This window comes from Paraburkholderia caribensis, assembly GCF_002902945.1.
Classification (GTDB): Bacteria; Pseudomonadota; Gammaproteobacteria; order Burkholderiales; family Burkholderiaceae; genus Paraburkholderia; species Paraburkholderia caribensis.
In genome coordinates this window covers 1,241,186-1,265,307 of sequence record NZ_CP026103.1, presented here as the reverse complement: position 1 = coordinate 1,265,307, position 24,122 = coordinate 1,241,186, and the positions used below count along the sequence as shown (strand labels likewise).

26 protein-coding genes are annotated in these 24,122 nt (G+C 63.5%); 16 read left to right on the top strand and 10 right to left on the bottom strand.

All coding sequences use genetic code 11. The annotated features are described in order from the left end of the window. The first annotated feature begins 631 nt into the window (after positions 1 to 631). The 6 genes from C2L66_RS35245 (at position 632) to C2L66_RS35220 (ending at position 6,004) form a co-directional block, all read left to right on the top strand. Positions 632 to 1,570: a LysR family transcriptional regulator gene (locus C2L66_RS35245; protein WP_054932397.1), complete on the top strand. Its 939-nt coding sequence runs from the start codon at positions 632 to 634 to the stop codon at positions 1,568 to 1,570. Positions 1,571 to 1,704: 134 nt separating this feature from the next. Next, complete coding sequence (locus C2L66_RS35240) at positions 1,705 to 2,232, top strand: 2,4'-dihydroxyacetophenone dioxygenase family protein (protein ID WP_054932398.1); 528 nt, start codon at positions 1,705 to 1,707, stop codon at positions 2,230 to 2,232. Between the two features lie 3 nt (positions 2,233 to 2,235). Beyond that, a complete protein-coding gene (locus tag C2L66_RS35235) occupies positions 2,236 to 2,994 on the top strand; it encodes an SDR family NAD(P)-dependent oxidoreductase (protein ID WP_060608491.1) in 759 nt (252 codons plus the stop codon). 74 nt (positions 2,995 to 3,068) lie between these two features. Beyond that, entirely contained in the window at positions 3,069 to 4,382 is a 1,314-nt protein-coding gene (locus tag C2L66_RS35230; protein ID WP_054932395.1) for an MFS transporter, read from the top strand. A gap of 11 nt (positions 4,383 to 4,393) precedes the next feature. Further along, positions 4,394 to 5,125, top strand: coding sequence for an SDR family NAD(P)-dependent oxidoreductase (locus C2L66_RS35225; RefSeq protein WP_054932394.1), 732 nt, complete (start codon positions 4,394 to 4,396; stop codon positions 5,123 to 5,125). 69 nt (positions 5,126 to 5,194) lie between these two features. After that, a complete protein-coding gene (locus C2L66_RS35220) occupies positions 5,195 to 6,004 on the top strand; it encodes an IclR family transcriptional regulator (protein WP_054932393.1) in 810 nt (269 codons plus the stop codon). Positions 6,005 to 6,034: 30 nt separating this feature from the next. Here C2L66_RS35220 and C2L66_RS35215 read toward each other — a convergent pair whose 3' ends face one another. Further along, positions 6,035 to 6,991, bottom strand: a complete 957-nt coding sequence (locus tag C2L66_RS35215) for a LysR family transcriptional regulator (RefSeq protein ID WP_054932392.1) — start codon at positions 6,989 to 6,991, stop codon at positions 6,035 to 6,037. A gap of 87 nt (positions 6,992 to 7,078) precedes the next feature. Between C2L66_RS35215 and C2L66_RS35210 the strand changes: the two genes are divergently transcribed. The 4 genes from C2L66_RS35210 (at position 7,079) to C2L66_RS35195 (ending at position 11,267) form a co-directional block, all read left to right on the top strand. After that, positions 7,079 to 8,140 (top strand): Gfo/Idh/MocA family protein, encoded by a 1,062-nt coding sequence (locus tag C2L66_RS35210; protein ID WP_060608488.1) that lies wholly within the window; start codon positions 7,079 to 7,081, stop codon positions 8,138 to 8,140. A 29-nt stretch (positions 8,141 to 8,169) separates the two neighbouring features. Then, positions 8,170 to 8,607, top strand: coding sequence for a type II 3-dehydroquinate dehydratase (aroQ, locus tag C2L66_RS35205; protein WP_054932390.1), 438 nt, complete (start codon positions 8,170 to 8,172; stop codon positions 8,605 to 8,607). A 118-nt stretch (positions 8,608 to 8,725) separates the two neighbouring features. Further along, positions 8,726 to 8,887 carry a DUF1328 domain-containing protein gene (locus C2L66_RS35200; protein WP_035993948.1) on the top strand — a complete coding sequence of 54 codons (162 nt, stop codon included), beginning with the start codon at positions 8,726 to 8,728 and terminating at the stop codon, positions 8,885 to 8,887. 466 nt (positions 8,888 to 9,353) lie between these two features. Further along, entirely contained in the window at positions 9,354 to 11,267 is a 1,914-nt protein-coding gene (locus C2L66_RS35195; RefSeq protein WP_060608485.1) for an AAA family ATPase, read from the top strand. A gap of 72 nt (positions 11,268 to 11,339) precedes the next feature. Here the strand turns inward: C2L66_RS35195 and C2L66_RS42210 are convergent, their stop codons facing one another. From C2L66_RS42210 to C2L66_RS41975, 4 genes are all read right to left on the bottom strand, one after another. Beyond that, on the bottom strand, positions 11,340 to 12,263 hold the full coding sequence (locus C2L66_RS42210; protein ID WP_060608482.1) for a hypothetical protein: 924 nt from the start codon (positions 12,261 to 12,263) through the stop codon (positions 11,340 to 11,342). Positions 12,264 to 13,801: 1,538 nt separating this feature from the next. Beyond that, entirely contained in the window at positions 13,802 to 14,332 is a 531-nt protein-coding gene (locus C2L66_RS35185; RefSeq protein WP_054932388.1) for a hypothetical protein, read from the bottom strand. 121 nt (positions 14,333 to 14,453) lie between these two features. Beyond that, positions 14,454 to 14,696, bottom strand: coding sequence for a hypothetical protein (locus C2L66_RS35180; protein ID WP_062918172.1), 243 nt, complete (start codon positions 14,694 to 14,696; stop codon positions 14,454 to 14,456). A gap of 228 nt (positions 14,697 to 14,924) precedes the next feature. After that, positions 14,925 to 15,230 (bottom strand): hypothetical protein, encoded by a 306-nt coding sequence (locus C2L66_RS41975; RefSeq protein WP_233445053.1) that lies wholly within the window; start codon positions 15,228 to 15,230, stop codon positions 14,925 to 14,927. Between the two features lie 427 nt (positions 15,231 to 15,657). Between C2L66_RS41975 and C2L66_RS35165 the strand changes: the two genes are divergently transcribed. From C2L66_RS35165 to C2L66_RS35150, 4 genes are all read left to right on the top strand, one after another. After that, a complete protein-coding gene (locus tag C2L66_RS35165; protein WP_060608479.1) occupies positions 15,658 to 16,296 on the top strand; it encodes a hypothetical protein in 639 nt (212 codons plus the stop codon). A 169-nt stretch (positions 16,297 to 16,465) separates the two neighbouring features. Beyond that, a complete protein-coding gene (locus C2L66_RS35160; RefSeq protein ID WP_054932386.1) occupies positions 16,466 to 16,780 on the top strand; it encodes a co-chaperone GroES in 315 nt (104 codons plus the stop codon). Positions 16,781 to 16,845: 65 nt separating this feature from the next. Next, entirely contained in the window at positions 16,846 to 18,468 is a 1,623-nt protein-coding gene (groL, locus tag C2L66_RS35155) for a chaperonin GroEL (RefSeq protein ID WP_060608477.1), read from the top strand. Positions 18,469 to 18,570: 102 nt separating this feature from the next. Continuing rightward, positions 18,571 to 18,825, top strand: coding sequence for a hypothetical protein (locus C2L66_RS35150; RefSeq protein ID WP_054932382.1), 255 nt, complete (start codon positions 18,571 to 18,573; stop codon positions 18,823 to 18,825). A 171-nt stretch (positions 18,826 to 18,996) separates the two neighbouring features. Here the strand turns inward: C2L66_RS35150 and C2L66_RS41005 are convergent, their stop codons facing one another. The 3 genes from C2L66_RS41005 to C2L66_RS35135 all read right to left on the bottom strand — a co-directional run bounded on the left by C2L66_RS41005 (position 18,997) and on the right by C2L66_RS35135 (position 20,317). Continuing rightward, positions 18,997 to 19,197, bottom strand: coding sequence for a hypothetical protein (locus C2L66_RS41005; protein ID WP_148654645.1), 201 nt, complete (start codon positions 19,195 to 19,197; stop codon positions 18,997 to 18,999). Positions 19,198 to 19,454: 257 nt separating this feature from the next. Then, a complete protein-coding gene (locus tag C2L66_RS35140; RefSeq protein WP_054932380.1) occupies positions 19,455 to 19,862 on the bottom strand; it encodes an Hsp20/alpha crystallin family protein in 408 nt (135 codons plus the stop codon). A 14-nt stretch (positions 19,863 to 19,876) separates the two neighbouring features. After that, entirely contained in the window at positions 19,877 to 20,317 is a 441-nt protein-coding gene (locus C2L66_RS35135; RefSeq protein ID WP_060608471.1) for an Hsp20/alpha crystallin family protein, read from the bottom strand. A gap of 802 nt (positions 20,318 to 21,119) precedes the next feature. Between C2L66_RS35135 and C2L66_RS35130 the strand changes: the two genes are divergently transcribed. Together C2L66_RS35130 and C2L66_RS41000 are read left to right on the top strand one after the other, a co-directional pair. Then, positions 21,120 to 21,494: a hypothetical protein gene (locus C2L66_RS35130; RefSeq protein ID WP_060608468.1), complete on the top strand. Its 375-nt coding sequence runs from the start codon at positions 21,120 to 21,122 to the stop codon at positions 21,492 to 21,494. Positions 21,495 to 21,581: 87 nt separating this feature from the next. Next, positions 21,582 to 21,902, top strand: coding sequence for a hypothetical protein (locus C2L66_RS41000; RefSeq protein ID WP_148654644.1), 321 nt, complete (start codon positions 21,582 to 21,584; stop codon positions 21,900 to 21,902). A gap of 370 nt (positions 21,903 to 22,272) precedes the next feature. Here C2L66_RS41000 and C2L66_RS35125 read toward each other — a convergent pair whose 3' ends face one another. Both C2L66_RS35125 and C2L66_RS35115 read right to left on the bottom strand, forming a co-directional pair. Continuing rightward, positions 22,273 to 22,728 (bottom strand): RidA family protein, encoded by a 456-nt coding sequence (locus C2L66_RS35125; protein WP_054932376.1) that lies wholly within the window; start codon positions 22,726 to 22,728, stop codon positions 22,273 to 22,275. A 366-nt stretch (positions 22,729 to 23,094) separates the two neighbouring features. Continuing rightward, positions 23,095 to 24,081, bottom strand: a complete 987-nt coding sequence (locus C2L66_RS35115) for a zinc-dependent alcohol dehydrogenase family protein (protein WP_060608462.1) — start codon at positions 24,079 to 24,081, stop codon at positions 23,095 to 23,097. Between the last annotated feature and the right edge of the window lie 41 nt (positions 24,082 to 24,122).

Here is a 24,122-nt window from a genome sequence, read left to right as displayed (position 1 = left end):
TTGCTGGGCGCCTCACCCGCTTCACGCTCCCGCGTCACGCTATGCCCTGCCAGACAGTCCACGGTCGCCCAGGTGGCAAACTGTGTGTAGGCCCTCGGTGCTCCACATGCTTCACTCCAGACCAATTGCGCACGCGCGCCACCCTGTAAGAGCGCTAACGTGTACGTCGGGAAAAACTACACACAGTTTGCCACCTGGGCGGCGCATACCATTCGCTGCCGTTTGCTCGGGTACGGGTAATCGAAGCGGGTGAGGCACCTGTTCGAAGCGTTGGCAACGGGCACCAACCAGGGCCACTGGCGTGTGAAGCGTGGGGACGTTGGGGGCCCGTGGGCAAACGTCAAGAATTGGCGGTGTGAGCCGCTTTCTTTTGCCTACTTTTCTTTGCGGCGGCAAAGAAAAGTAGGTGCCGCCCCGCACAGGGGCGACGCGTGAAGCTAGATAACGCATCGCGGATGCCAGCGAAAAAAAACACCAAACCGCGGATCCCACCACAAACCCGACCACACCGAACACCGACCGCAAATTCCACCAACAGAGATTAACCTCCGCGCCGCGAGGCTTGAATAGACACCAAACGCAAACGTCCGTTGCATAGAACGCAATCGCCATCATCGGCATAATCCCCCGCATGGACAAACTCCTCGCGTTGAACACATTGCTCGAAGTCGCCGATGCAGGCGGTTTCGCCCGCGCCGCACAGCGCCTCGGCGTCGCCACGTCGTCGGTCACGCGGCTGATGGACGCGCTCGAAGCATCGCTCGGCACAGCCCTGCTCACCCGCACGCCGCGTAAGGTCAGCCTGACGGATGCAGGCACCGCCTACGTCGAGCAGATATCCAAAGTGCTCGACGATCTCGCCGAGGCCGACGAGAGCATTCTCGACAGCGGCGCTGCACCCGTCGGCGCGCTGCGCATCACCGTGCCGTCCGCATACAACCGCATGCGGCTCGCGCCGCATCTCGCCGCGTTTCTCGCCGAGTATCCGCGCGTCGCGCTCGATGTCGTCGTCGCCGATCACTACGCAGACCTCGCCCTCGATCGCATCGACGTCGCCGTGCGCATCGGTCTGCTGTCGCGCGATCCGAATCTCGTCGTGAAGAAACTCGCGGACAATCCGCGCTATCTCGTCGCAAGCCACGACTATCTGCAACGCGCAGGCACGCCGCCGACCCCCGCCGCGCTCGCCGGGCACGAATGTCTGCGCATCGCATACGGCGGCAGTTATCGCGCGCGCCAGGTATGGACGTTCAGCCGCGACGCGGAACACGAACGTATCGATGTGCGCGGACGGCTCATTTCCAACAGCCTGGAGATGCTGCTCGAAGCCGCGCTCGCCGGGCAAGGGCTGGCGCTGTTGCCGGACTGGCTCGTCAATCACGAGATCGACGCGGGACGTCTGATGCGCCTCTTCACCGATTACGACGTGACGCCGCAGAACGGCGAGGCTGTCGTCTACGCCGCGTATCTGCCCAATCGCCGTCATTCGAGCAAGGTGAAAGCGCTGCTGCGTTTTCTCGAAACGCGCATCGGCGGCGCGACGGAAAGCGCGGCTGAAACGCTTCGTTGACCAGCGGTCCGGTCTTTTCTCCAAGCGTGCGCAATCCCGAAATCAACGCTTGACACCGCATGCGATCCGTTCGACCATTGTGTCCATAATACGATTTTCAAGTCCATAATATGGACGAAATCTTCGGAGACACAATGACAGCCCCAACCAACGGCGTCGACGCGATGACGCCTTATCAACTCCCCAATCCGCCCGAAGCGCTGCGCGAGATCGTCGTCGAGTCGGCGATTCCGCAGGATGAACGCGTCTGGGTGCCGCAGGGAGAGAACGTCTCGTTCCGCCCGCTGTGTCTGAACGTGTCGAGCGGTTACTGGATGAATCTGCTGCGCGTGCGCAAGTCGGGCGTGCTGAGCCGTCATCGCCATCCGCAGGCGGTGCACGGCATGGTGCTCAAAGGGCGCTGGCGCTATCTGGAGCACGACTGGGTCGCCACGGAAGGCAGCTACGTGTTCGAGCCGCCAGGCGAAACGCACACGCTCTATGTACCCGAAGACGTCGAAGAGATGATCACGTACTTCCAGGTCAACGGCGTCATGTACTACTGCGACCCATACGGCAATCACACCGGCTACGAAGACGTGTTCACGAAGCTCGACATGTGCCGCGCGCACTACGAGCGCGTCGGGCTCGGCGCGAACTATGTCGACCAGTTCGTGAGGTGAGCGGTGAATGCGCCTCTCGACTTGCGCCGCGCATCGTACGACTTTGCGGGCGCAGTGGCCGTCGTGACGGGCGGCTTGCGCGGGATCGGCGCGGCGATCGCGGGCCGGCTCGCGGAATGCGGCGCATCGGTTGCCGTGTGGGATCGCGATACGCAGGCTTCGTTCACCGATAGCCCGCGCATCGCGTGCTTTCCCGTCGATATCGCGGACATCGCATCGGTAGAGCGCGCTGCGCAGGCGACGCTTGAACGCTTCGGCGGCGTGAACGTGCTCGTCAACAATGCGGGCTACGCGGGACCGACGATGCCGCTCGACGAATACGATCCCGCCGAATGGTCGCGCATCGTCGATGTGAACCTCAAGGGGACCTTCAACGTTTGCCGGCAACTGGTGCCCACGCTGCGCCGCGCGCGCGACGCGCGCATCGTCAACATTGCGTCGCTCGCGGGCAAGGAAGGCACGCCGAATGCGTCGGCGTATAGCGCGGCGAAAGCGGGCGTGCTGGCGCTGACGAAGTCGCTCGGCAAGGAACTCGCGCGAGGCAGCGTGCTCGTCAACGCGATCGCACCGGCAGCGGTGCGCACGACGCTGCTCGAACAGATGTCGCACGCGCACGTGCAGACCATGATCGACAAGAGCCCGATGAAGCGCCTCGGGGAGCCCGACGAGGTCGCGGAATTGGCGCTGTGGCTGTGCTCGTCGTCGTGCACGTTCAGCACGGGTGCGGTGTTCGATCTTTCTGGAGGACGCGCTACCTGTTGATTTGCCGGAAACACCATGCCATTCACGCAATGACTTCCACACAGACTCGCAAGAGCAACGGAGGAGACAGACACATGCAAGCGAAATCACCGCGCCTCAGGCGCATTCAATGGGTCGCGCTAACGTTCCTGACGCTGGCGGGCATCGTCAATTATCTGGACCGCAGCACGCTTTCCATCGCCAATCATTCGGTGAGCGGCGAGCTGGGTTTGACGGCGTCGCAAATGGGGCTGCTGCTGTCGGCCTTTTCGTTTGCGTACGCATTTTCGCAGCTTCCCGTCGGCGCGATGCTCGACCGCTTCGGCGCGCGCGTGATGCTCGGTCTGGGCATGTTCGTGTGGTCGTGCGCTCAACTGTGCGGCGGCCTCGTGCATACGTTGCCGCAGTTTCTCGCGGCGCGCATCGCGCTCGGCATCGGCGAGGCGCCGCAATTTCCGGCGGGCGCGAAAGTCGTCAGCGAATGGTATGCACTGCGCGAACGTGGCCGCCCGACGGGCATCTTCACCACCTCGTCGACGATCGGCCCGGCACTCGCGCCGCCCATTCTCACCGTGCTGCTGCTCTCGTTCGGCTGGCGCTGGATGTTCGTCGTGATGGGCGTGCTCGGGATTGCGGTGTCGATCGGCTGGTACATGATCTATCGCAATCGCGCCGACATCGCGCTCGAACCGCACGAGGTCAAGCATCTGACGGAAGAAGAGCCGCTCGCGCGCGCGGAACGCAAGATGACGTTCGTGGAATGGCGCGGCCTGTTCGGTTCCGCGACCACGTGGGGCATGATCTTCGGCTTCATGGGCGTGATCTATATGGTGTGGCTGTATCTCACGTGGCTGCCCGCGTATCTCGAACACGAACGGCATCTGACCATCGCGAAGACGGGCTGGGTCGTGTCGATTCCGTACATCTTCGGCACGCTCGGCATGCTGTCGAGCGGCTTCGTCGCCGATGGCCTGATGGCGCGCGGCATGGCGCCCATCCGCAGCCGCAAGTGGCCGATCTGCTGCGGCCTGATCGGCGCGGCCGTGTTCACGGTGCCCGCCGCATTCACGCCGACGCTGACGCTCGCGATCGTCTATCTCTCTCTTGCGATGTACTTCGTCAACCTGGCGAGCGGCGCGGCATGGGCGCTCGTCAGCGTGGCCGCGCCGCGGCACCTCGTGGCGTCGCTGGGCAGCATCCAGAACTTCGGCGGCTATTTCGGCGGCTCGTTCGCGCCGTTCATCACGGGCGTGGTGGTCGACAAGACGCATTCGTTCGTCAACGCGTTCCTGATCAGCGCGGGTGTCGCGTTCGCGGCGGCGCTCGTGTACATGTTCGTCGTGCGCATGCCGATCGCCGAACGCGCCGACGAAGGCGCGGCAGCCGAAACCCGCATGACTCACTCCTGAACTTCACCGATATGACGTTTCAACACGATCTGTTTGCAGGCAAGACGGCCGTCGTCACGGGCGGCACGCAAGGCATCGGCGCGGGCATCGCGCGTCAGCTCGCGGCGCTCGGCGCGCGCGTGATCGCGGCGGGTCTCGCGCCGACCGACGAGCAACGCAGCGCGCTCGCCGCCGACGGCATCGAAGCGGTGCCGCTCGACGTCGCATCGAAGGAGGGCGTCGACGCGCTGTTCGCGTCGTTGCCTTCGCTCGACATGCTGGTCAATTGCGCGGGCGTGATACGTCGCGGCGACGAACTCGACCCCGAGGTCTTCGCGCAGGTGATCGACGTGAACCTCACGGGCACGATGCGCGCGTGCGCGGCGGCGCGGCCGCTGTTGCGCGCGCGGGGCGGCGCGATCGTCAACACGGCTTCGATGCTGAGCTTTTTCGGCGGCGGGCTGGTGCCGGGCTATAGCGCGAGCAAGGGCGGCGTCGCGCAATTGACGAAGTCGCTCGCCATCGCGTACGCGCCCGACCGCATCCGCGTGAACGCGGTGGCGCCGGGCTGGATCGCCACGCCGCTGACGCACGCGCTGCAGCACGACGACGAACGTTCGAAGGCGATCCTCGATCGCACGCCGCTCGGACGCTGGGGCTCGCCCGACGACATCGGCCCGGCCGTCGCCTTTCTCTGCTCGCCGGGTGCGTCGTTCATCACGGGCACGGTGCTGCCTGTCGACGGCGGATATCTGGTCGCCTGATGGCAGGGCGCAGCGGCTCGTTATAATCGCGTCGCTTTGCCCTGCACATTCAACGCTCATCACACGACCATGCCGACACCCGCCGCCGACGCGCTCGAAGCCGCACGCGCCACAGGCACCGCCGCTTTTTCGAAGTTCATGTCGGTGCTGCAGTTGATCGCCGATGCGAAGGATGCGCCCAGCGTGCCGCAACTGGCGGCGGCGAGCGGCTTTCCACGTCCGACGGTGTATCGGATCGTCGGCGCGTTGATGGCCGAAGGTCTCGTCGTCGAAAGCCTGCGCGGCGGAACCTTCGAGCTCGGGCCACGCCTGATGACGCTCGCCAGCCGTAGCTGGGAACGCTCGGACGTGCGCGTCGCGGCGGCGGATGCCTTGCAGGCGCTGCGCGACGCGACGCAGGAAACCGTGCACCTCGCCGTGCGCAGCGGCAGCGAGATGGTCTACATCGAAAAACTGGAAAGCCCGCATGCGGTGCGCATGGCGTCGCGCATCGGCACGCGCGTGACCTTGTATTCGAGTTCGGTCGGCAAGGCGTACCTGGCAGCGCTGGACAATGCGGCGCGCGATGCGCTGCTCGAAGGCGTGACGCTCACGCGCTTCACGGCGAATACGATCGTCGAGCCGGATGCGCTGCGCAACGAACTGGATGAGACGCGCGAGCGCGGCTACGCCGAAGACCGCGAGGAAAACGAACCGCAGATCTTCTGCTACGGATGCGCGATTCGCGCCGCGGACGGCTTGCCCATTGCATGTATCAGCGTGAGCATTCCACTGTTCAGGCGCAGCGACACGCCATTGGAAACCTATGTCGAGCCGTTGCGCGCCGCGTGTGCGGCCGTTGCCGAACGGCTCGGGCCTGCGCCGCGTGCGGCAGGCTGAAGCCGCTGAAGCGGGCACTGCACGTTTCTGTCAGAAGCCGGCCACGCCGCGCGTTTTCAACGCGTGCGGCCCGCGCGTCAACTGTTCCTTCAGAAAGTCCACGCACACGCGAATCTTCGCGGACGATGACGCGCGCGCCGACGTCACGGCCCAGACATCGGCGGGTTGATGATGTTGCGGCAGCACGCGCGCGAGCGCGCCCGATTCGAGGCTCGATGCGACGTCCCAGATCGACGCCATGATCACGCCATAGCCTTCGAGCGCCCAGCGCTGGACGATGTCGCTGTGATTCGACGCGATCGGGCCCGTGACCTTCACCGACTTCTCGCCGTCCGGCCCCGTCAGGCGCCACACGCCGAAGCGCTGGTCGCGATCGCGAAACATCAGGCAATCGTGCTGCGCGAGATCGGCGAGCGTGCGGGGCGTCCCCGCCCGCTTCAGATAGGCGGGCGACGCACACAGGATGCGCGCGCTGTCGACGATCTTGTGCGCGATCAGATGCGGCTCCTGGATGTTGCCGACCCGTACGTCGATATCGAAGTTTTCGCCGACGAGATCGACGCGCCGGTCGAGCAGTTCGAGCCAGATTTCGAGTGCGGCATAGCGCTGTCTCAACAGCATGAGAATCGGCGATACGTGATCGCGGCCGAGGCGCAGGCTCGTGCTGATGCGGATCACGCCGCGCGGATCGCTCTTCAGCCCGGCGAAGGCGTCGGACATGCCTTGCACGTCGTCGAGGATTTTCTGCGCCCACTGGAACGCCGCTTCGCCGTCGCTCGTCACGCTGACGCGGCGGGTCGTGCGCAAGAACAGCTTCACGCCCAGACTCTTTTCGAGCAACGCGATGCGCTTGCTCACATGCGAAGGCGAGATGCCCATTTCGGTCGACGCGGTGATGAAGCTCGCGCGGCGGGCAACGGTGCAGAACAACTGCAGGTCGCGCAGGAAGCCGTCATTATTGGCTAATAGCGCATTATGATTTTCCATTCGGCTGCATTGTGTTGGTGATCGGCACGAGTAATCTAGTCGGAATTTACGAAGACGTCCAATCCTGGGCGATAACACGACGAAATCATGAGACAACTGCAGCTTGCCGTCGCCGGCGCCGGCTTGATTGGCCGACGCCACATCGAACTGATCCAGCAGAATCCGCGTTGCCGTCTGGCGGCGATCGTCGATCCGGGCCCCGCCGCGCGAGATGTGGCGAACCACGCCGACGTGCCGCTCTTTCGCACCCTCGGCGAACTGTTCGCTGCCAGCCGTCCCGATGGCGTGGTGCTCGCGACGCCGAACCAGTTGCATGTCGAGCAGGCGCTCGAATGCATCGGCGCGCGCGTTGCCGCGCTGATCGAGAAGCCCGTCGCGCATACCCTCGATGCAGGCGAGCGCCTGCGCGCCTCGGCTGATACGGCGGGCGTGCCGCTTCTGGTCGGCCATCATCGCGCGCACAGCCCGATTCTCGCGAAAGCGCGCGAGATCATCGGAGAAGGGCGGATCGGGAAAATTGTCGGCGTGATGGGCAGCGCCATGTTCTTCAAACCCGACGATTACTTCGACGCCGCGCCGTGGCGGCGCGAAGCGGGCGGCGGACCCATCCTCCTCAACATGATTCACGAGATCGGCAACCTGCGTTCGCTGTGCGGCGAGATCGTCGCGGTGCAGGCGTTCGCGTCGAATGCGGCGCGCGGGTTTGCCGTCGAAGATACCGTGGCGATCAATCTGCGTTTCGAGAATGGCGCGCTCGGCACGTTTCTGTTGTCGGATACGGCCGCGTCGCCGCGCAGCTGGGAGCAGACCTCGCAGGAAAACAAGAGCTATGCGTCCTACGACGACGAAGACTGCTATGTGATCGCGGGCGATATGGGTTCGTTGTCCGTGCCTACGATGCGCCTGAAGACCTACGCTACCAGGGAGGCGCGCTCGTGGTGGAAGCCGTTCGACGTATCGGTTGCGAGCGTCGGGCGCACGGACCCGCTCGAGCGGCAACTGGATCACTTCTGCGACGTGATCGAAGGCGGCGCACAGCCGCTCGTCACCGTGCACGATGGCCTGCGGAACCTGCGCATTACAGAAGCCATCGCGGAATCGGCCCGAACCGGCGCGATCGTCGATACTCGGGGCGGCGCGACGGTCTGACGCGCTGATTTCGAACCAACGGAGGAAACATGAAAAAAGTACTGATGCTGCATGGGATCAACCACAACATGTTCGGCAAGCGCGATCCGGTGCAGTACGGCACGGTGACGCTCGCCGAAATCGACGATGCATTGCGGGCGCTGGGACGCGAGTTGAATGTCGAGGTCGACAGCTATCAGACCAATCATGAAGGCGACATGTGCGAGCGCATTCACCAGGCATTCACTGACGGCGCCGACGCCGTGCTGATCAACGCGGGCGCGTGGACGCACTACAGCTACGGAATCCGCGATGCGCTCGCGATTCTGACCGTCCCTGTCGTCGAGATTCATATGTCGAACATTCATGCGCGCGAGCCGTTTCGTCATCAGTCGGTTTTCGCGGAAATCGTGAAGGGGCAGATTTGCGGGTTCGGCGTGGACAGCTATCTGCTCGGATTGCGCGCGGCGGTTGCCGCCATCGCATAGGCTTCCCGCCTACGATCGAGACTCCGTTGCCTGCTGTCGGGTACACGGCTTGCTCCGGTGATGGGACGTCGCCGCGCAAGCAGCCCGGGACCATCACTCAAGCAACGGAGGTCGGAACATGCTTTATTACGCGTTGGTTTTCTTCGTTATTGCGCTGATCGCTGCGGTGTTCGGCTTCGGCGGAATTGCAGCGGGAGCGGCCGGCATCGCGAAGATCCTGTTCTTCCTGTTCCTCGTCATCTTCATCGTCACGTTGCTCATGGGTGTCGTGAGACGTTGACGTTGTCGGGCACAGGCGGAGCGTTTTCCGCTTTGTCTGTGCCCGATCTTCCTGTGACGAGCCTTGGCGCGGATGCAACGTCCGCGATCTGTCTTCGCTGCCTTGCGAAGATAAAAGTGTTTTGCTATCCGAACATCAATTGGTACTTCTTCCCGCAATGCGCCTTCTATAAGGCCAATCGGTTCGATTGCGCGAATCAGCCCTTAAATACGCCCTTTTCCGGCGTTTTGGAAATGGCATAAGCCTGGGCATAATGCGATAGACACACAGCGGTTGAAAGAGGGACGCATAAGCGTGTCTTTTTTACCGACGTCATTGCACTAAAGAACTGGTCCCTTCCTCGCTCGCGGCTGCGGCCACATTCCAATCCAGTCCCGTTACGCGCATCACGCGCGCGTGCTCCGTTTTATTTTTATCCGCGTCGACACGCGCCGGCCACCATGTGGCCCGTTTTAGGAATCAACTGATGAAACCGGCAAAGAATACGTTCTGGTCGCGCTACGGCCGCTATGTCATGCTCGGCGTGATGGCCACGGCGTTCGCGGCGCTCGTGACGTTCCTGCATCTGCGTCACGATCAGCGTAACGTGCAAGGCTCGCCGGTGCTCACGGGCGTCGCGAGCGAAATGCGCAAGGACGCGTCGGCGTGGACACATCAGGAACGCGATGCGTCGGAGATGCTGCGCGACATTCGCGAGCACAACGTCACGGCAGTCGGCGTGAGTCCGAATGCGATTCTCGTGTCGACGGGAGACGGCGCGAAGTACTACGTCACCGATCACAACGGCGCGTTCTCGAATGCGCTGCTGCTGGGTGAAATGAAAGCGGACGCGCATTCGCCGTATCAGATGGTGTACCTGCCGGATGCCGATATTCATACGGGCTCCGCGCGCTGGATGGATGCTTTCGACAAGGCCCGCGACGCCATCAGCGTACTGCTGCCGCTGTTGCTGATCGGCGGACTCGTGTGGTTCATGCGTCGCGAAATGACGAGCGGCGCGCGTCTGCTCGAAAGAACGCCCGCGCTTTCATTCGAGGACGTGATCGGCGCAGGCGAGGCGAAGGCCGCGTTGTCCGACATACAGGCCTATCTGACCGACCCGAAGCAGTTCACGGGAATGGGTGTGCGCGCGCCGTGCGGCATCCTGATGACGGGCGGCCCGGGCGTCGGCAAGACGCGTCTTGCGCAGGCGCTTGCGGGCGAGTGCGGGGCGAACTTCATTTCGATCACGGGCAGCTATTTCAGCGCGAAGTACTACGGCGTAGGCATTCAGAAGGTCAAGCATCTGTTCGAACTCGCGCGCAAGAACGCGCCCACCGTTATCTTCATCGACGAAGCCGATGGTCTCGCGAAGCGCACCGATACGGGCGGCGGTCCCGTCGAGGCCGAGAGCAATCGCGTCATCAACCAGTTGCTCGCGGAGATGGACGGCTTCGAATCGAACGAGGGCGTGATCATCGTCGCGGCGACGAATCATCCGGACAATCTCGACGAAGCGTTGTGCCGTCCTGGCCGTTTCGACCGCACGGTGCAGGTGCGTCTGCCCGATCTCGACGATCGCGCGGACATCATCCGCTTCTATGCGGAGCGGCTGACCTCGAAGGCGGAGGATATCGATTTCAATCAGCTCGCGCGGCTGACCACGGGCCTGTCGCCCGCAACGCTCGCGATGGTCGTCAATCAGGCCGGGCTGGTCGCGCGCAAGGCGGGCGACACGATGGTCGCGGCGAAGCACTTTGTCGAAGCGATCAAGATCGCGCGTATCGGCGATGTCAATGGCGCGGAGCGCGCGCTTACTGAAGAGGAGCGCACCCGTATTGCTGTTCATGAAGCCGGACACGGACTCGTTGCCGCGCTGCTCGACACGGGCATCCTCGAAGAGGTGACGATTTTGCCGCGCGGCGGCGCATTGGGCGTTGCGCTGATCACGAAGACCCAGGACAAGCACCTGTACCGCGAAACGGAAATGCGCAACGAGATTCAGGTGCTGCTTGGCGGGCGCAACGCCGAATTGCTGATGTTCTCGGAGGCGTCGAGCGGCGCCGCGTCGGACTTGCAGGAAGCCTCGCGCATCAGCCTCGACATGGTGTCGAAGTTCGGCTTCAACGCGGACGGCGATCTGTTCAGCCTGGCCGCGCTGCCCGCGCAGTACGCGGGTTTGCAGATGAAGGGCGCCATCGAGCACGCGAACGTCCTGCTCAAGGATCTGAACGACGCATGCTATGCGCTGCTGCGCGACAACGAGCCTGTGCTGCGCGCCATTGCGGACCAGTTGCTCGAATCGGAGACGGTGCCGGGCGAAACGGTGTATCGGTTGATCGACGCGCACAAGACGAGCCGCGACGGCTTGCATCTGGCGGAGCAGCCGGAAGCAGCATAGCGAGCCTCACGAAGCGACTTGGAAAGCGATCCACGGGGTGTCGCCAGGAACGGGGTGGCCGGACGCGTACAGTCACCGGAGTGGCCGCTCGAGCAATGGATATCCGCATGGGATCTCGCGCTTCATGCTCTGCACGATCGGGTGACCGGTCTGGTAGCCGGTGACCTTTGTCTCTTGCGCAAAAAGGGGCGGTGGAAAACAAGGCGGCCGATTACCTCGACCCGCCCCCGCCGTGACCGCCTCCGCCGTTTCCGCCCCCGCCGTTCCCACCACCGCCGTGACCGCCTGCGCCGTTTCCGCCTGCGCCGTTTCCACCTGCGCCGTTTCCACTTGCGCCGTGACCGCCTGCACCGGCACCGCCTGCGCCCGCGCCGCCTGCGCCCGCACCACCTGCACCGGCACCACCTGCGCCCGCGCCGCCTGCACCGTTTCCGCCTGCGCCGTGACCGCCTGCACCGGCACCGCCTGCGCCGGCACCGCCTGCACCGGCACCGCCTGCGCCGGCACCGCCTGCACCGGCACCGCCTGCACCCGCGCCGCCTGCACCGGCACCGCCTGCACCGGCACCGCCTGCACCCGCGGCGCCTGCGCCCGCGCCGCCTGCACCGGCACCGCCTGCGCCGTTTCCGCCTGCGCCGTGACCGCCTGCACCGGCACCGCCTGCACCCGCACCGCCTGCACCCGTGCCGCCTGCGCCGTTTCCGCCTGCGCCGTGACCGCCTGCACCCGCACCAGCACCGCCCGCACCCGCGCCGCCTGCGCCAGCACCGCCTGCGCCAGCACCGGCCGCACCCGCACCGGCTGCACCGGCACCGCCTGCACCCGCACCGGCTGCACCGGCACCGCCTGCACCCGCACCGCCTGCACCCGCACCGCCTGCGCCAGCACCCGGACCACCTGCGCCTGAACCACCTGCGCCTGAACCACCTCCACTGTGGCCGCCTGAAGTCTGTCCTTGAGCCAGTTGCAGCGAAGCAGACTTCGCAGAAGGTGCATCGCGGTGATCGAGCGAAGCGGAAGCTACGGGCGGGGAGCCCGCCGCACTGCCAATTGCAGTTCCCTGGACAGAGGGTGACGGCGATCTCACCACATGATCGGACGAAGACGCTTGTTGCGTTGGCGACGTGGGTCGCGTGATCCTGGGCGCATGCCGTGCGATTGCTCCCACGTGCGACGCCGGATGGCGGTGATTCTGTGTGGCGGCATGGCTCGCTTGACCAGGCACCCGTGCAACCGGCTGCGCTGCAGCAGAATCCGGATGAGATCCCGCGCCGTGATCGGCGGGAGCTGACGACACAGGTGGGGCGAGCTCAGCACTCGCAATCGCAGGAGAACGCGCGGGAGGCGACGATAGTGGTGCAACATCACCGGACCAGGACGTGTGTTGCGTTGGCGTCGTGGATCCGATGATCGCGAGCAGCTTGTCATAGTCGAACCGGTCGCCAGACGCGACGATACCCATGACCCCGGCAGCCAATGATGCGCTTGCCCAGGCAACCCAAAGCGCAAGACGTTTGCCCCGCAGGGGCGGTGCGACCTTGATGTCTGCATCCGGGTCAGCTGCACCGGCGTGCGCAAGCTCGGCGTGGCGGGACATCACCACGCGCTGCTGATCGTTTCGTCTGATCCTTCCGTTCGCTACGTTCATGTGGCGTCCCCTTGCGGAGTGCTCATCGAAATGCGCCGCGGGACCGTCTGCTGGTTCGACCCCTGGCTTCGCCACGGCAATGGGAGCGGTCAACCAGTTTTTCTATAGTAGGTCGTTGAGCTATGAACGCGCTCGCCATCTTCGTGGCCGATCCGGACAGGTGGCGGGAGTCGCCCTCCGCGGGCTTTCCGCAATGACCCCGCAGTGGGCGACGACGCGATGCACGTAGAGCATTCGCTGTGCCTGTTCGGCCGGATCTTGACGCGGGAATAAGGCAAACCCTGGGATGGCTTGCGAGTAGCGGGGCGATAGCGAATGATCTCGCTATCGTCGCGATGTTCGAATCGACGTCCACTCGAGGATGATCTGGACTGCCATGCAATGGACCCATCTGAGCGGTTGCCGCCAGGACGGCGTTGATCCCGGCAGCCTGGTGAATTCCTTTGGTCGGCAATCGACGGGCATAGCGCGGCGGTGGAGTCGCACATTCAGACGCTCGAGCAATTGATATTGCAGCGGACAACTGGAATATTCTGGAAGCCCGCGGGTTTCAACGGAAGACCCAGACCGCGCAGTTCAGGGGACGATTATTCCATGGTCGTGCAAGAGATCGGCAGCCACCCCGGGCCTCGTACCGCCGCTGCGCACATGAAGCGTGGTGCCGTTGGTGGAGATGTCCTGCGAATGGAAATTGGCAGGAAAGGAGTGCACGTCTCGTCAATGGCCGCGGCGCAGATTCTCCGCGCTCAGCATACTCGCGATCACGGACGCGCCTCGGGCAAGTTCGAGCTGATAGTCGATCTCCGACTGTGCGACGGCACGGTCAATCGCGTCTCTTCCGTATGAGGTCCATTTCGCGGCCACTGTCAGTCATTCAGGCGCGTGATCAGAGACCCGAATTGACCGGTCCGGACTGGTGGTTGCCATCGCGTTTAGCGTGACGAGACCGTGGAGCGTTCCGGTCGACGAGTAGACCGAGCGCGGAAAGAACCTGTCGTGCCTGGGAGAAGCCCCGTTCGGGACAGCGCTCAAATATGCGGTTGAACTCTGAGACGAGCTGAAGGGCTCGCTGTGGCCCTGGCCGGTCGGGGTCCAATGTCAAGGCAGTCTGTGCGAACCTGATGGGACCGGTCTTGATCATCGCGCGCAAAACCGCGTTTGCACTGCCGCTGGAAAATAGCTCAACGCCGTACGCACGGATCATGGCCCGCACGATTGCTTCGGCGGCGGGCGTAAGGGGCGGCATCGCTTCAATGAGGCGTAGTTGCGCTGAACGTCCATCCGCCTCGGTGAAGCGTCCAATATCGTCGATATCGGCTTCAAGACGCTGCACCGGCAGATTGACGCTGAACAGCAGGAGTTTGATGCGCTCAAAAAGCACCGCTTCCAACGGGTCGATGATTGGAGTGTCCGACATTTTCTTTCCTTCCTGTTCACCTGCGCCAGAACTCATAGCCGCCCGGCAGGCGTCGAATCGCGCCGCGCGAGAACTGGCTGATCAATCGGGTTTCTCGCTCGCCGTATGCTGACGGGCATCCCTACATACGCCGGATATACCGTTCCGATATGACTGAACGTTGCTGGATCCATGCAACGGCGAGTTCGAGGGCTTCATCGCGTGCGTCCTGCGCATTAGAGAAGTCGCCATCTACCCCGAGCGTGCGAGTGTCGCCGACGCGGTCCGTGACGATGGCCGCTGCTGCATAACGTCCCGTCGCGGTTGGGGTTACCACCGGCCGGACTTCGCAACCGTGATACTCCACTACGTTTTCCGCTTGCATACGACACCTCCGGTAAGAGATCGCGCCGCGCCGGAAACGGGCGCGCGACGCTAGAGCGGCCGTCGGCCCTGCAGCACACGGTATTCCAGACGGCGCCGCAGGCCCGCATAAACCGGCAATGCGCGACACGTGACTACAAGAAGTCGTCGCCGCGTCCCGGCGAGCGTGTGTTGGCCAGCAATCAGCGTCGCGCAGGGACGTCAAGCCAGGCGTTGCGATCACTGCCATTCAGCTTGCCTGTCGCGGCCCCATGACATCCTTCGTTTGGCCATCGAACCGTAACGGCGTTTCAGGGCGTTCTCCACTGCCGCCATCGGCGGTCTTCGCGCTTCGGGGTATGTCGCTCCCGTGAAGCGCCTCGAGGAACGTTCTACCCTTGCCGGTCAGGTAAGCGCGGCGGGCTCCCGAGGCGCCGTGTTCCAGCATGACCAGCTGGCGTTCGAGCAGCGCGTCGAGTTCGGCGCGATCCATGTCGAGCTGGTCCGGCGCCTGGCGGACCAGCATCAGCGTTGCAAATTCGTGTGGGCTGAGCATTTCCGTCTCCCGTAAAACATGGCCCGAATAACACGGCACGGTGCAGGAAATCAATGCACAGTGCGCGGCATACAAGGCGCGCGGGGCGATGCAATGTGGTGCTGTCATGCGAAGAAGCGCACCGGCACGTCCCGCGACAGGCGATCACTGCGGGGGCGATCGCCCGCCCCGGCGCAGACGCGAAGCCGCTGCGCCGGGCGATGCTGAAGAAAAGTGACTCATGACCGGTCCCTTAAGCCATTCAAGCCGGGGCCTCTCACGAACAACGAACGGGACTACGCGCTCCAGTCCGTCCGTCGATGGAGAAGCGCCACCGGCAAACAAATCGAAACACGCAGCGCTAATCGCAACTGCCTGAGCGATGCATAAAATAGCTCAACGAACGGAAATTTCAAGAGGCTCTGCAACATGTCTCCCGGGAGGCTTCATGAACCTTTTCGATACGCTGCATGAGCAGATGGAGAGCGTGCGCTTGCCGCTCTTTGCCGTCACAGTCACGGCGGCGGCTCAGGTGAATACGCCACTCATTGCGATGCTTCACTGGCACGGTTTCCGGCGCGCGACACCGTTCGTGCTACCCGGCGTCGACATTCCGCCAAGACCGGTTCCCGGCTCGGCGCTCCAGCTTGATACGCCCTGGCGCAGCTTCGAGACCGTGGACGCCATGCTGCTCGATGCCGCATGGCAATTCGGCGCCTGGAACCTTGAACGCGTCGAGCGGCGTGGCTGTGACGTGATCGGTGCCAGCGCAAGCGAAGCACTCGCGTGCCGTCAGGCGTTCGGCGACTATGGAGAAGAAGCGGCGCGTGGCCCGCAGCTGCTTGCCGACGACACCAGCCGCGTCGAACTGATGCAGCTTGCGGCCCGCAAAGGCTACCTTCGCTGGCTGTTCAGGCCCATCAAGGGCGGGCTGTGGAGCGCCCTCGATGAACCCGACGATACGCTTGCGGCCGACGGAGGACGCCGGCCGCCGTGTCCCGTGGCGCCACAGCCGCGCCGTGCGGACGGACACGGTCGCACCGTCTATCGCCTGGGTGCCGTCAATCGCATCATGCTGCTGCGTTGAAACATTTTGTTACAAAGCGCGGCGTGTTTGCCCTCTTGAAGAGCAGCGGGGCTGCCTCTATTTCGCTTTCCGCCAGTCACTGGCACGGCTGCACGGCGGCGCTTCGCGCGCCGCTAACGTGGCAGCCGGATTCCCTTATTGGTGATCCTTTATCGCTCAGGAGATGGAAATGCAGATTCGTCCCCTCTACGACCGGGTTATCGTCAAGCGAATCGAGACGCAGCGGACGACGGCCTCGGGCATCGTGATTCCGGACTCAGTCGCCGAGAAACCCGAACAGGGTGAAGTCATTGCAGTCGGCAGCGGCCGCCTGCTGCAGGATGGAACGCTGCGCGCACTGCAGCTGAAAGTCGGGGACCAGGTTTTATTCGGCAAATACGCAGGCCAGACCGTAAAGGTCGATGGCGAAGAGCTGCTCGTCATGCGCGAGGAAGATGTCATGGGCGTCATCGAAGCCGATACGGTCGCCCGCAAGGCGGCCTGAAACCTTGTCCGGTAGCGGACCCGCGTGTCCGCGATCCGTCAACGACTTTTATCTGGAGCAACAAAATGAGTGCAAAAGACGTCAGGTTCCACGACAGCGCCCGCACCCGTATCGTCAAGGGCGTCAATGTCCTCGCAGACGCCGTGAAAGTCACGCTCGGGCCGAAGGGCCGCAATGTTCTGCTTGAACGCAGCTTCGGCGCGCCGACCATTACCAAGGATGGTGTCTCGGTTGCAAAGGAAATCGAGCTGAAGGACCGCTTCGAAAACATGGGCGCACAGATCGTCAAGCAGGTCGCATCGAAGACTGCGGACGTGGCGGGCGACGGTACGACCACTGCGACCGTGCTCGCACAGGCGATCGTGCAGGAAGGGATGAAGCATGTCGCCGCGGGGCTCAATCCGATGGATCTGAAGCGTGGTATCGATAAGGCCGTAAGCGCCGTACTGGACGAGCTGCGCAAGCTGTCGAAGCCAATTTCGACCAACCGCGAAATCGCGCAGGTCGGCTCGATCTCGGCGAACTCGGATGAGGCAATCGGCAAGATTATCGCCGACGCGATGGAAAAGGTCGGCAAGGAAGGCGTCATCACGGTCGAGGACGGCAAGTCGCTCGAGAACGAACTCGATGTGGTGGAGGGCATGCAGTTCGATCGCGGGTACATCAGCCCGTATTTCATCAACGATCCCGACAGGCAGGCCGCGTATCTCGACGACGCCCTGATCCTGCTGCACGACAAGAAGATCTCGAACATCCGTGATCTGCTTCCCGTGCTCGAAGCGGCATCCAAGGCGGGCAAGCCCTTGCTGATCGTTGCAGAAGATATCGACGGCGAGGCGCTGGCCACGCTCGTGGTGAACGCGATGCGCGGCATCCTCAAGGTCGCGGCTGTCAAGGCGCCCGGCTTCGGCGACCGGCGCAAGGCCATGCTGGAAGATATCGCCATCCTGACTGGCGCCACCGTCATTTCGGAAGAGACGGGCAAGCAACTCGAGAAGGCTACGCTCGAAGATCTCGGCCGCGCGAAACGCGTCGAAGTGCGCAAGGACGACACGATCATTATCGATGGCGCGGGCGACGCGCAGCGCATCGACGCACGCGTGAAGTCCATCCGCGTGCAGATCGACGAGACGACGAGCGACTATGACCGCGACAAGCTGCAGGAGCGCGTGGCCAAGCTCGCGGGCGGCGTGGCCGTCATCAAGGTCGGCGCTGCAACCGAAGTCGAGATGAAGGAGAAAAAGGACCGTGTCGACGATGCGCTGCACGCGACGCGCGCGGCGGTCGAGGAAGGCATCGTGCCGGGCGGCGGTGTGGCGCTGCTGCGCGCAAGAGCCGCCGTGAGCGGCCTGCTGGGCGCCAACGGCGATCAGGACGCGGGCATCCAGATCGTACTGCGCGCGCTTGAAGCGCCCTTGCGCGTCATCGCTTCGAATGCGGGCGATGAGCCTTCGGTGGTTATTGCGAAGGTGCTCGAAGGCAAAGGCAATTATGGCTACAACGCGGCCACGGGCGAGTACGGCGATCTCGTCGAGGCGGGCGTGGTCGACCCGACGAAGGTTACGCGCACGGCGCTGCAAAACGCGGCATCGATTGCCGGTCTCATCCTGACCACGGACGCGACGATCGCCGAAGCCCCGAAGGACGAGAAGCCGGCGCCGGCCGTCGCACCTGAACTGGAGTACTGAGTCGCTTCCTGCAAGCGCTGGCCGCTCCCTCACGGCCAGCGCACTGCCTTCGGCGCCGCCATTGCTTCCATCTCGCGGCGCCGCTTTTTGCCGCAGACAAAGATGAAACTCGACCTTTGCATTGACTCGAAACCGCTCGACATCGAGATCGACGACGTCGTCGCGGGGCTGCTTGCCGTACGGCTTGGCCTGCCCGGCGATACGAACCACCAGCAAGCGCTGGCCCGCTACCTGAGCGAAAAGGGCGCGCCCTGGATGCTTGATGAGGAGCACATGCGCAGACGCATTCTTCGCCGGCTCATCCTGGACATTGCCGACCCGGCGCTGGTTATCCGCCATCTCATGGCGGAAGAATGAACTGCTCCAGCCGGCAACGACGGGTAATGGCGATACAGGTCGCGTGTTGACACCGCTGTCTTGCTGGTCCCAAAGAATAATCTCGCGATGTCAAGCGCTCCTCGTTCGCCTGCTGGCGCACCTGCCAGGCCGCTTCCCGCTGGCGTGCTAAAAGCAGACTACCTGAAGTTCTCACAGCTCTCGGTTGCCGATGAACTTGCCATTGGCCAATCTCTCGACGACGCCCAGCTGGAGGAAGCTTTGTCCGCCATAGCGTGCGGGTCGATGCGGGCGGCGCGGCCCGCAATGAAGGTCTTCTATGATGGGTGCAGGTTCTGGCTCGCCGGGCACTTTCATCGCTACGAGGCAGCCCGGCGTCTCGGTGCGCGACATCAGGAATTCTGGTGTGACATCGAGCCAGGCTCGAAGGACGCCGCCCTCCGGTGGGCGACCCGGGATTCGTTCCGCGCGACGGCGACGTAGCCGTCTGGTGCCTGGGTGCGGGCCACGACAAATCGCACGGGTATCGTGCAGATACGAACGTCGCGACCCCTCCGGAAAAGATGCGTTTACACGGGCAAAGAACCTCCTTGCCATCACGTGGGCAGTGGCGGCGCGGCCACCACCGCCCACGCCTTGTCGTCAGTGCGTCAGCCGGTCTTGACCTCGATACGCCGCGGACGCGCTTCTTCGCGGCGAGGGATCGTCAGCCTGAGCACGCCGTCCAGCAGATTCGCCTCGATCTTCGAAACGTCAAAGTCCGGTGACAGCGTGAAGGTCCGCGCAAAATGTGGCTCCCGGACCTCGGCATGCTGCAGACGCAGGTTGGCGGGCGTCGGGACGACTGCCTCAGCCTCGATCGAGAGGTTTCCGTCGTGCACCCGTACATCCAGCTTGTCCCGGGTGACGCCGGGCAGGTCGGCCCACAGCGTGACGGCCTGGCCGTCCTCATAAATGTCGACGGCGGGAGTGATCGTCATGCGGCGCCTGGACTGTTCGCCCTGGTGCCGCGCGAGTGCCGATTGGTCGCGTTGTGCGAGTTGGGTCGTGTCGTTCATGATTGGCTCCCGGGTTACTGGACGGAAATCGCGCGCGGCTTCGATGATTCGCGCTTGCCGATGGTGATCGTCAGGCAGCCATTTTCATAACGGGCCTGAACCTTGTCGGGGTCCGCCGTTTGTGGCAGCTCGATGACGCGCCGGAAGGCACCGCTAAAACGCTCCTGCGCATAGATGCGCGTTTCGTCATTGGCGCCCTGCAGGGTCGGTTTGCGCTCCCCGCTGATGCTCAGCACGCCCTTGTCGATCGATACGTCGAGTGCGGCCGCGTCGATGCCCGGCGCGAATGCGACGATTTCGATGGAATCGTCAGTAGCGCCAAGATTGACGGCCGGGAACGTGCCCAAGCGGCTCGCGCGAATGCTGGACGGGAAAGTATTGAACAGGCTTGCCATCTGACGCTGTAAGCGGTCGAAGTCGCTGAACAGGTCGGTGCCGGAATAAAGATCGCTCATGATGTAGTCCTCCTCAAGTGACGCATTGAGGCGAACGGGCCTACGCGCTCCAGTTCGCCCGCCAGCGTCTGGCAAACAAATCGAAACACGCAGCGTGCGGCCGGTCGAGCACCGCACGTCTGCCTGAGCGAAACTTAAGATAGGCCTTGTGGCGGATTTTTCAAGGGCGAAAACAAGGTCACGCCGCGCTCCGTAGCGGCACCGGCTTCTTCGATGCGCCGCCAGGCGGCTGGCTACGGCGCGGTGGCACGCCATCAATGAATGCGCGGTTTTCAGACATCTTGAAATTTCTGGTCAGTGAAACTAAGTTATATCCTGCTCAGGCAGTGCGCGCGATAACCCACCGGCGCGCACTGCGTGTTTCGATTTGTTTGCCCCGCAGCATGGCGAGCGAACTGGAGCGCGCAAGCCCGTTCTCTTCCTTGCTGCCTATAAGGAGATGACGATGAGCACTCTTCATTCTCGTCCGCAGCGCGCTATTGTCGACATTCTGCGCTCTTCCTCCAGACGCGCCCGTCGCGTGCTCCATGCAGAGGTTGTTGCAGTGCTGCGCGCGGTCCGGCGTATGTCTTCGCGCTTGCGAAAGCGCTAGCCGGCCTTTAGTCGGGCAATGCATACAGCGTCTTCGCTGTTCCAAATAATTGTGGGCATCCACCAGACCGACGGAGCACGATAACGTGTTTTTGTTCCTGTTCCGGGAAGTGAAGACGCGTGCATGACGTGATCCGTCCTGCGGCAGCCACGCATCGCGTTCGCGTGGCTGCTGCCTGGTGAGCCACGGCATTGGTAAGAGGTTTTTTCCATGAAGACTCGGTTGGCCATACTCGCGACAGCGACGATGTGCGCGGGGATGGGCGTAGCGGGCGGTGCGCTGGCGGGCATCCCGCCGCTGAATACATTTCCCTTCGACCATCAGATCGGGCACACGCCGCCGGTCCTGCACGGCAACGGTACGTCCGCGCCCAGCAACTTTACGACGACGATTCACGATCGCGCCTCGACGCCCTGTGACGACGCGGATGTGGCTGACATCCTCCGGGGCAAAAGGGGCGCGCCGGCTCCCACGCTGGTGCTGCCGTATTTGAACCAGCGGGTGGCACTCAGGGGCAGCGTCATTTGTCCCGGCTCTGGGTCACGGTTGATGCCCGAGCCTGACGACGTGTTTCCGATCAGGTGAAGTGCGATTGATTCGCCGCTGCGCAAGCGAGGAATGCATCTGACGGTGAGGAAGCGCACGGCGGTGAACCCTCGGAGGAGAAATAACATGAATGCCTGCAAGGCCTGCATGAGGTTGAACGGCCAGCATTCCGAGACGCGTCCGCATGGCGATCTTCGTCTGGAGGGGACGGGTGTTTTCGGGACTCCGCGCGAGCCAATACGACGATATGTGCAGTATCGCTGTCATACGTGCGGGAGTTGGCTGCGTCAGAACACCGAACGCGGCGATCCGGCCGGGTTATGGTCGCTTCAGGACCCGAGCGGTCGCGCATCGGTCACCCGCGACGAGACGGTAAAAGACGAGCACGCCGGCCGCGCGGTTGAATGGTTGAAGAACGCAATCGAGTCCGCAAAGGGAACCGGGTAACGGACGCGCTGACGTTCACTCATGTCCGGATGCGCCGGCACTGCGTCACCGTCCTGTTTCAAGGCAGCAGTCATCTCTCAAGTCCGGCGCAACACTGACCGAACGCAAAAAGACGGAGGCTCTGATTCTCATGGAATCGTTTGTAGTGCCGACATAGAGCGAGCGGCACGGTCCGCGCGCGCTTCGGCGCTGACGCGGCAGTCGGCGGCAGTGCAGGCTGGGAATCGTTCAGAGCGCTGGGCCCGCGAAGGAAGCGCGGGTCGCACCTGGCCTCAAGCCTCAAACAGGAAGCGCGACGCGAACAGCAGTACGGACGTGGAGTCCTTCACTTCGATTTCAACATCGTTTGAAGTTCTGGTTCCGCTCGGACTTATCGTTTCAATTCGAAGATGCTGTCGATCTCAACCGGGATGCCCATCGGCAACGTATGCGCGCCAAGCGCGCTTCGAGCTGGAAGCTTGTCTTGCCCAAACAATGTCAGCAAGACGTCACTGGCGCCATTGGCTACTTGCGGATGCTGGGTGAACGACTGTTCTGCACGCACGTAGACTGTCAGCCGGCTGCATCTCTCGACGTTGTCGAGCCCGCATGCCTGATCGACGCAGGCCAGGATCATGAGCATCGTCAGACGCGCTGCGTGCTGAGCCCTTTCCAGAGACACATCGGCGCCGACTATTCCGACAATCGGCTTGCCATCCTCGAAGGGCCCGAGACCGGAGACATAGAGTTGACTCCCCGAAATGGAGACCGTCCGATAGGAGCCGAGCGGGTCAATGGGTGGCGGCAATTCGAGGCCGGCTTGTGCAAGGCGTTCGGATACGTTCATGTTCGGCTCAGTCTGAGGTGATGAAACAATAGCGTACTCTGGTCAATTCTGTTTGATGCATTGGGGTTCGAAAGTCCACTGTAATGTACCCAGCCAGTAGTTCAGGGTCGGCTAGTGCCAGACGTCCGATCCAGGATGCCGGCGAAACCGGGCAGAACCAGCTGGACACATATCCGTCGGATATCTACTCTCGCGTTGAAGTGGCGGACGGGCGGGCAAGATCACACGGTGCATCCCGACCCGCAACGACGGGCCTCGAAGCGCATCGGAGCGACCGTCGCCGAGATGGCGAGCGTTACGTGCCGATGCTCTCGCAGCCTGACTATCAGGTGGCTTCAGGGTCGAACGGCTGCCTGACGCCCTCACTCAACGCATCATCAACACCGCCGCGCCCGACAGGCGCCCACTGCGCAGGTCGTCCAAGGCGCGATTTGCGTCGGCGAGCGGATAGCGCGTCACTTCGATATCGAGCTGCATGTCGCCCGCGATCTTCATGAACGCTGCGCCGTCGGCGCGCGTCAGGTTCGCAACCGATACGACGCGGCGCTCACCCCACAAAAAGGCATAGGGAAACGCGGGAATATCACTCATGTGTATGCCGCCGCACACCACGATGCCGCCCTTGACGACCGCCTTCAGCGCGGTCGGCACGAGCGCGCCGACGGGCGCGAAGATCAGCGCGGCATCGAGCGGTTCGGGCGGCGCTTCGTCGCTGCCGCCTGCCCACGTCGCGCCGAGCCTGCGCGCGAGTTGCTGCGCGGTGTCGTCGCCTGGCCGCGTAAACGCGTATACCGTGCGGCCCTGATGACGCGCGACCTGCGCGACGATGTGCGCCGCTGCGCCGAAGCCGTAGATGCCGACGCGCCTCGCGTCCCCTGCCATGCTGAGCGTCCGGTAGCCGATGAGACCGGCGCACAGCAGCGGCGCAGCTTGCGCGTCGTCGTAGCGCCCGGGTAACGGCAGGCAATAACGGTGATCGGCAATCACCTGTTCGGCGTAGCCGCCGTCGATTGTGTAGCCCGTGAAGCCAGGCGTGTCGCAGAGGTTCTCGCGGCCGCTCGCGCAATACGGACAGACGCCGCACGTGCGGCCAAGCCACGGCACGCCGACGCGGTCGCCGATATCGAAGGCCGTCACGTCCGCGCCGCGCGCCGCGACCCGGCCAACGATCTCATGACCCGGAATCACCGGCCGCTTCGGCTCGCTCAATTCGCCATCGACGACGTGCAGATCGGTGCGGCACACGCCGCATGCCAGCACGTCGATCAGCAGTTCTCCCGCCGATGGCGCTCGCTGGAGCAACTCGCGTTCGGCGAGCGTGGGAGTCGATCCGTCGAAAACCATTGCGCGCATGCTCGATCCTCCTCGCGTGGAATCCGCCAATGCCGCGTCAA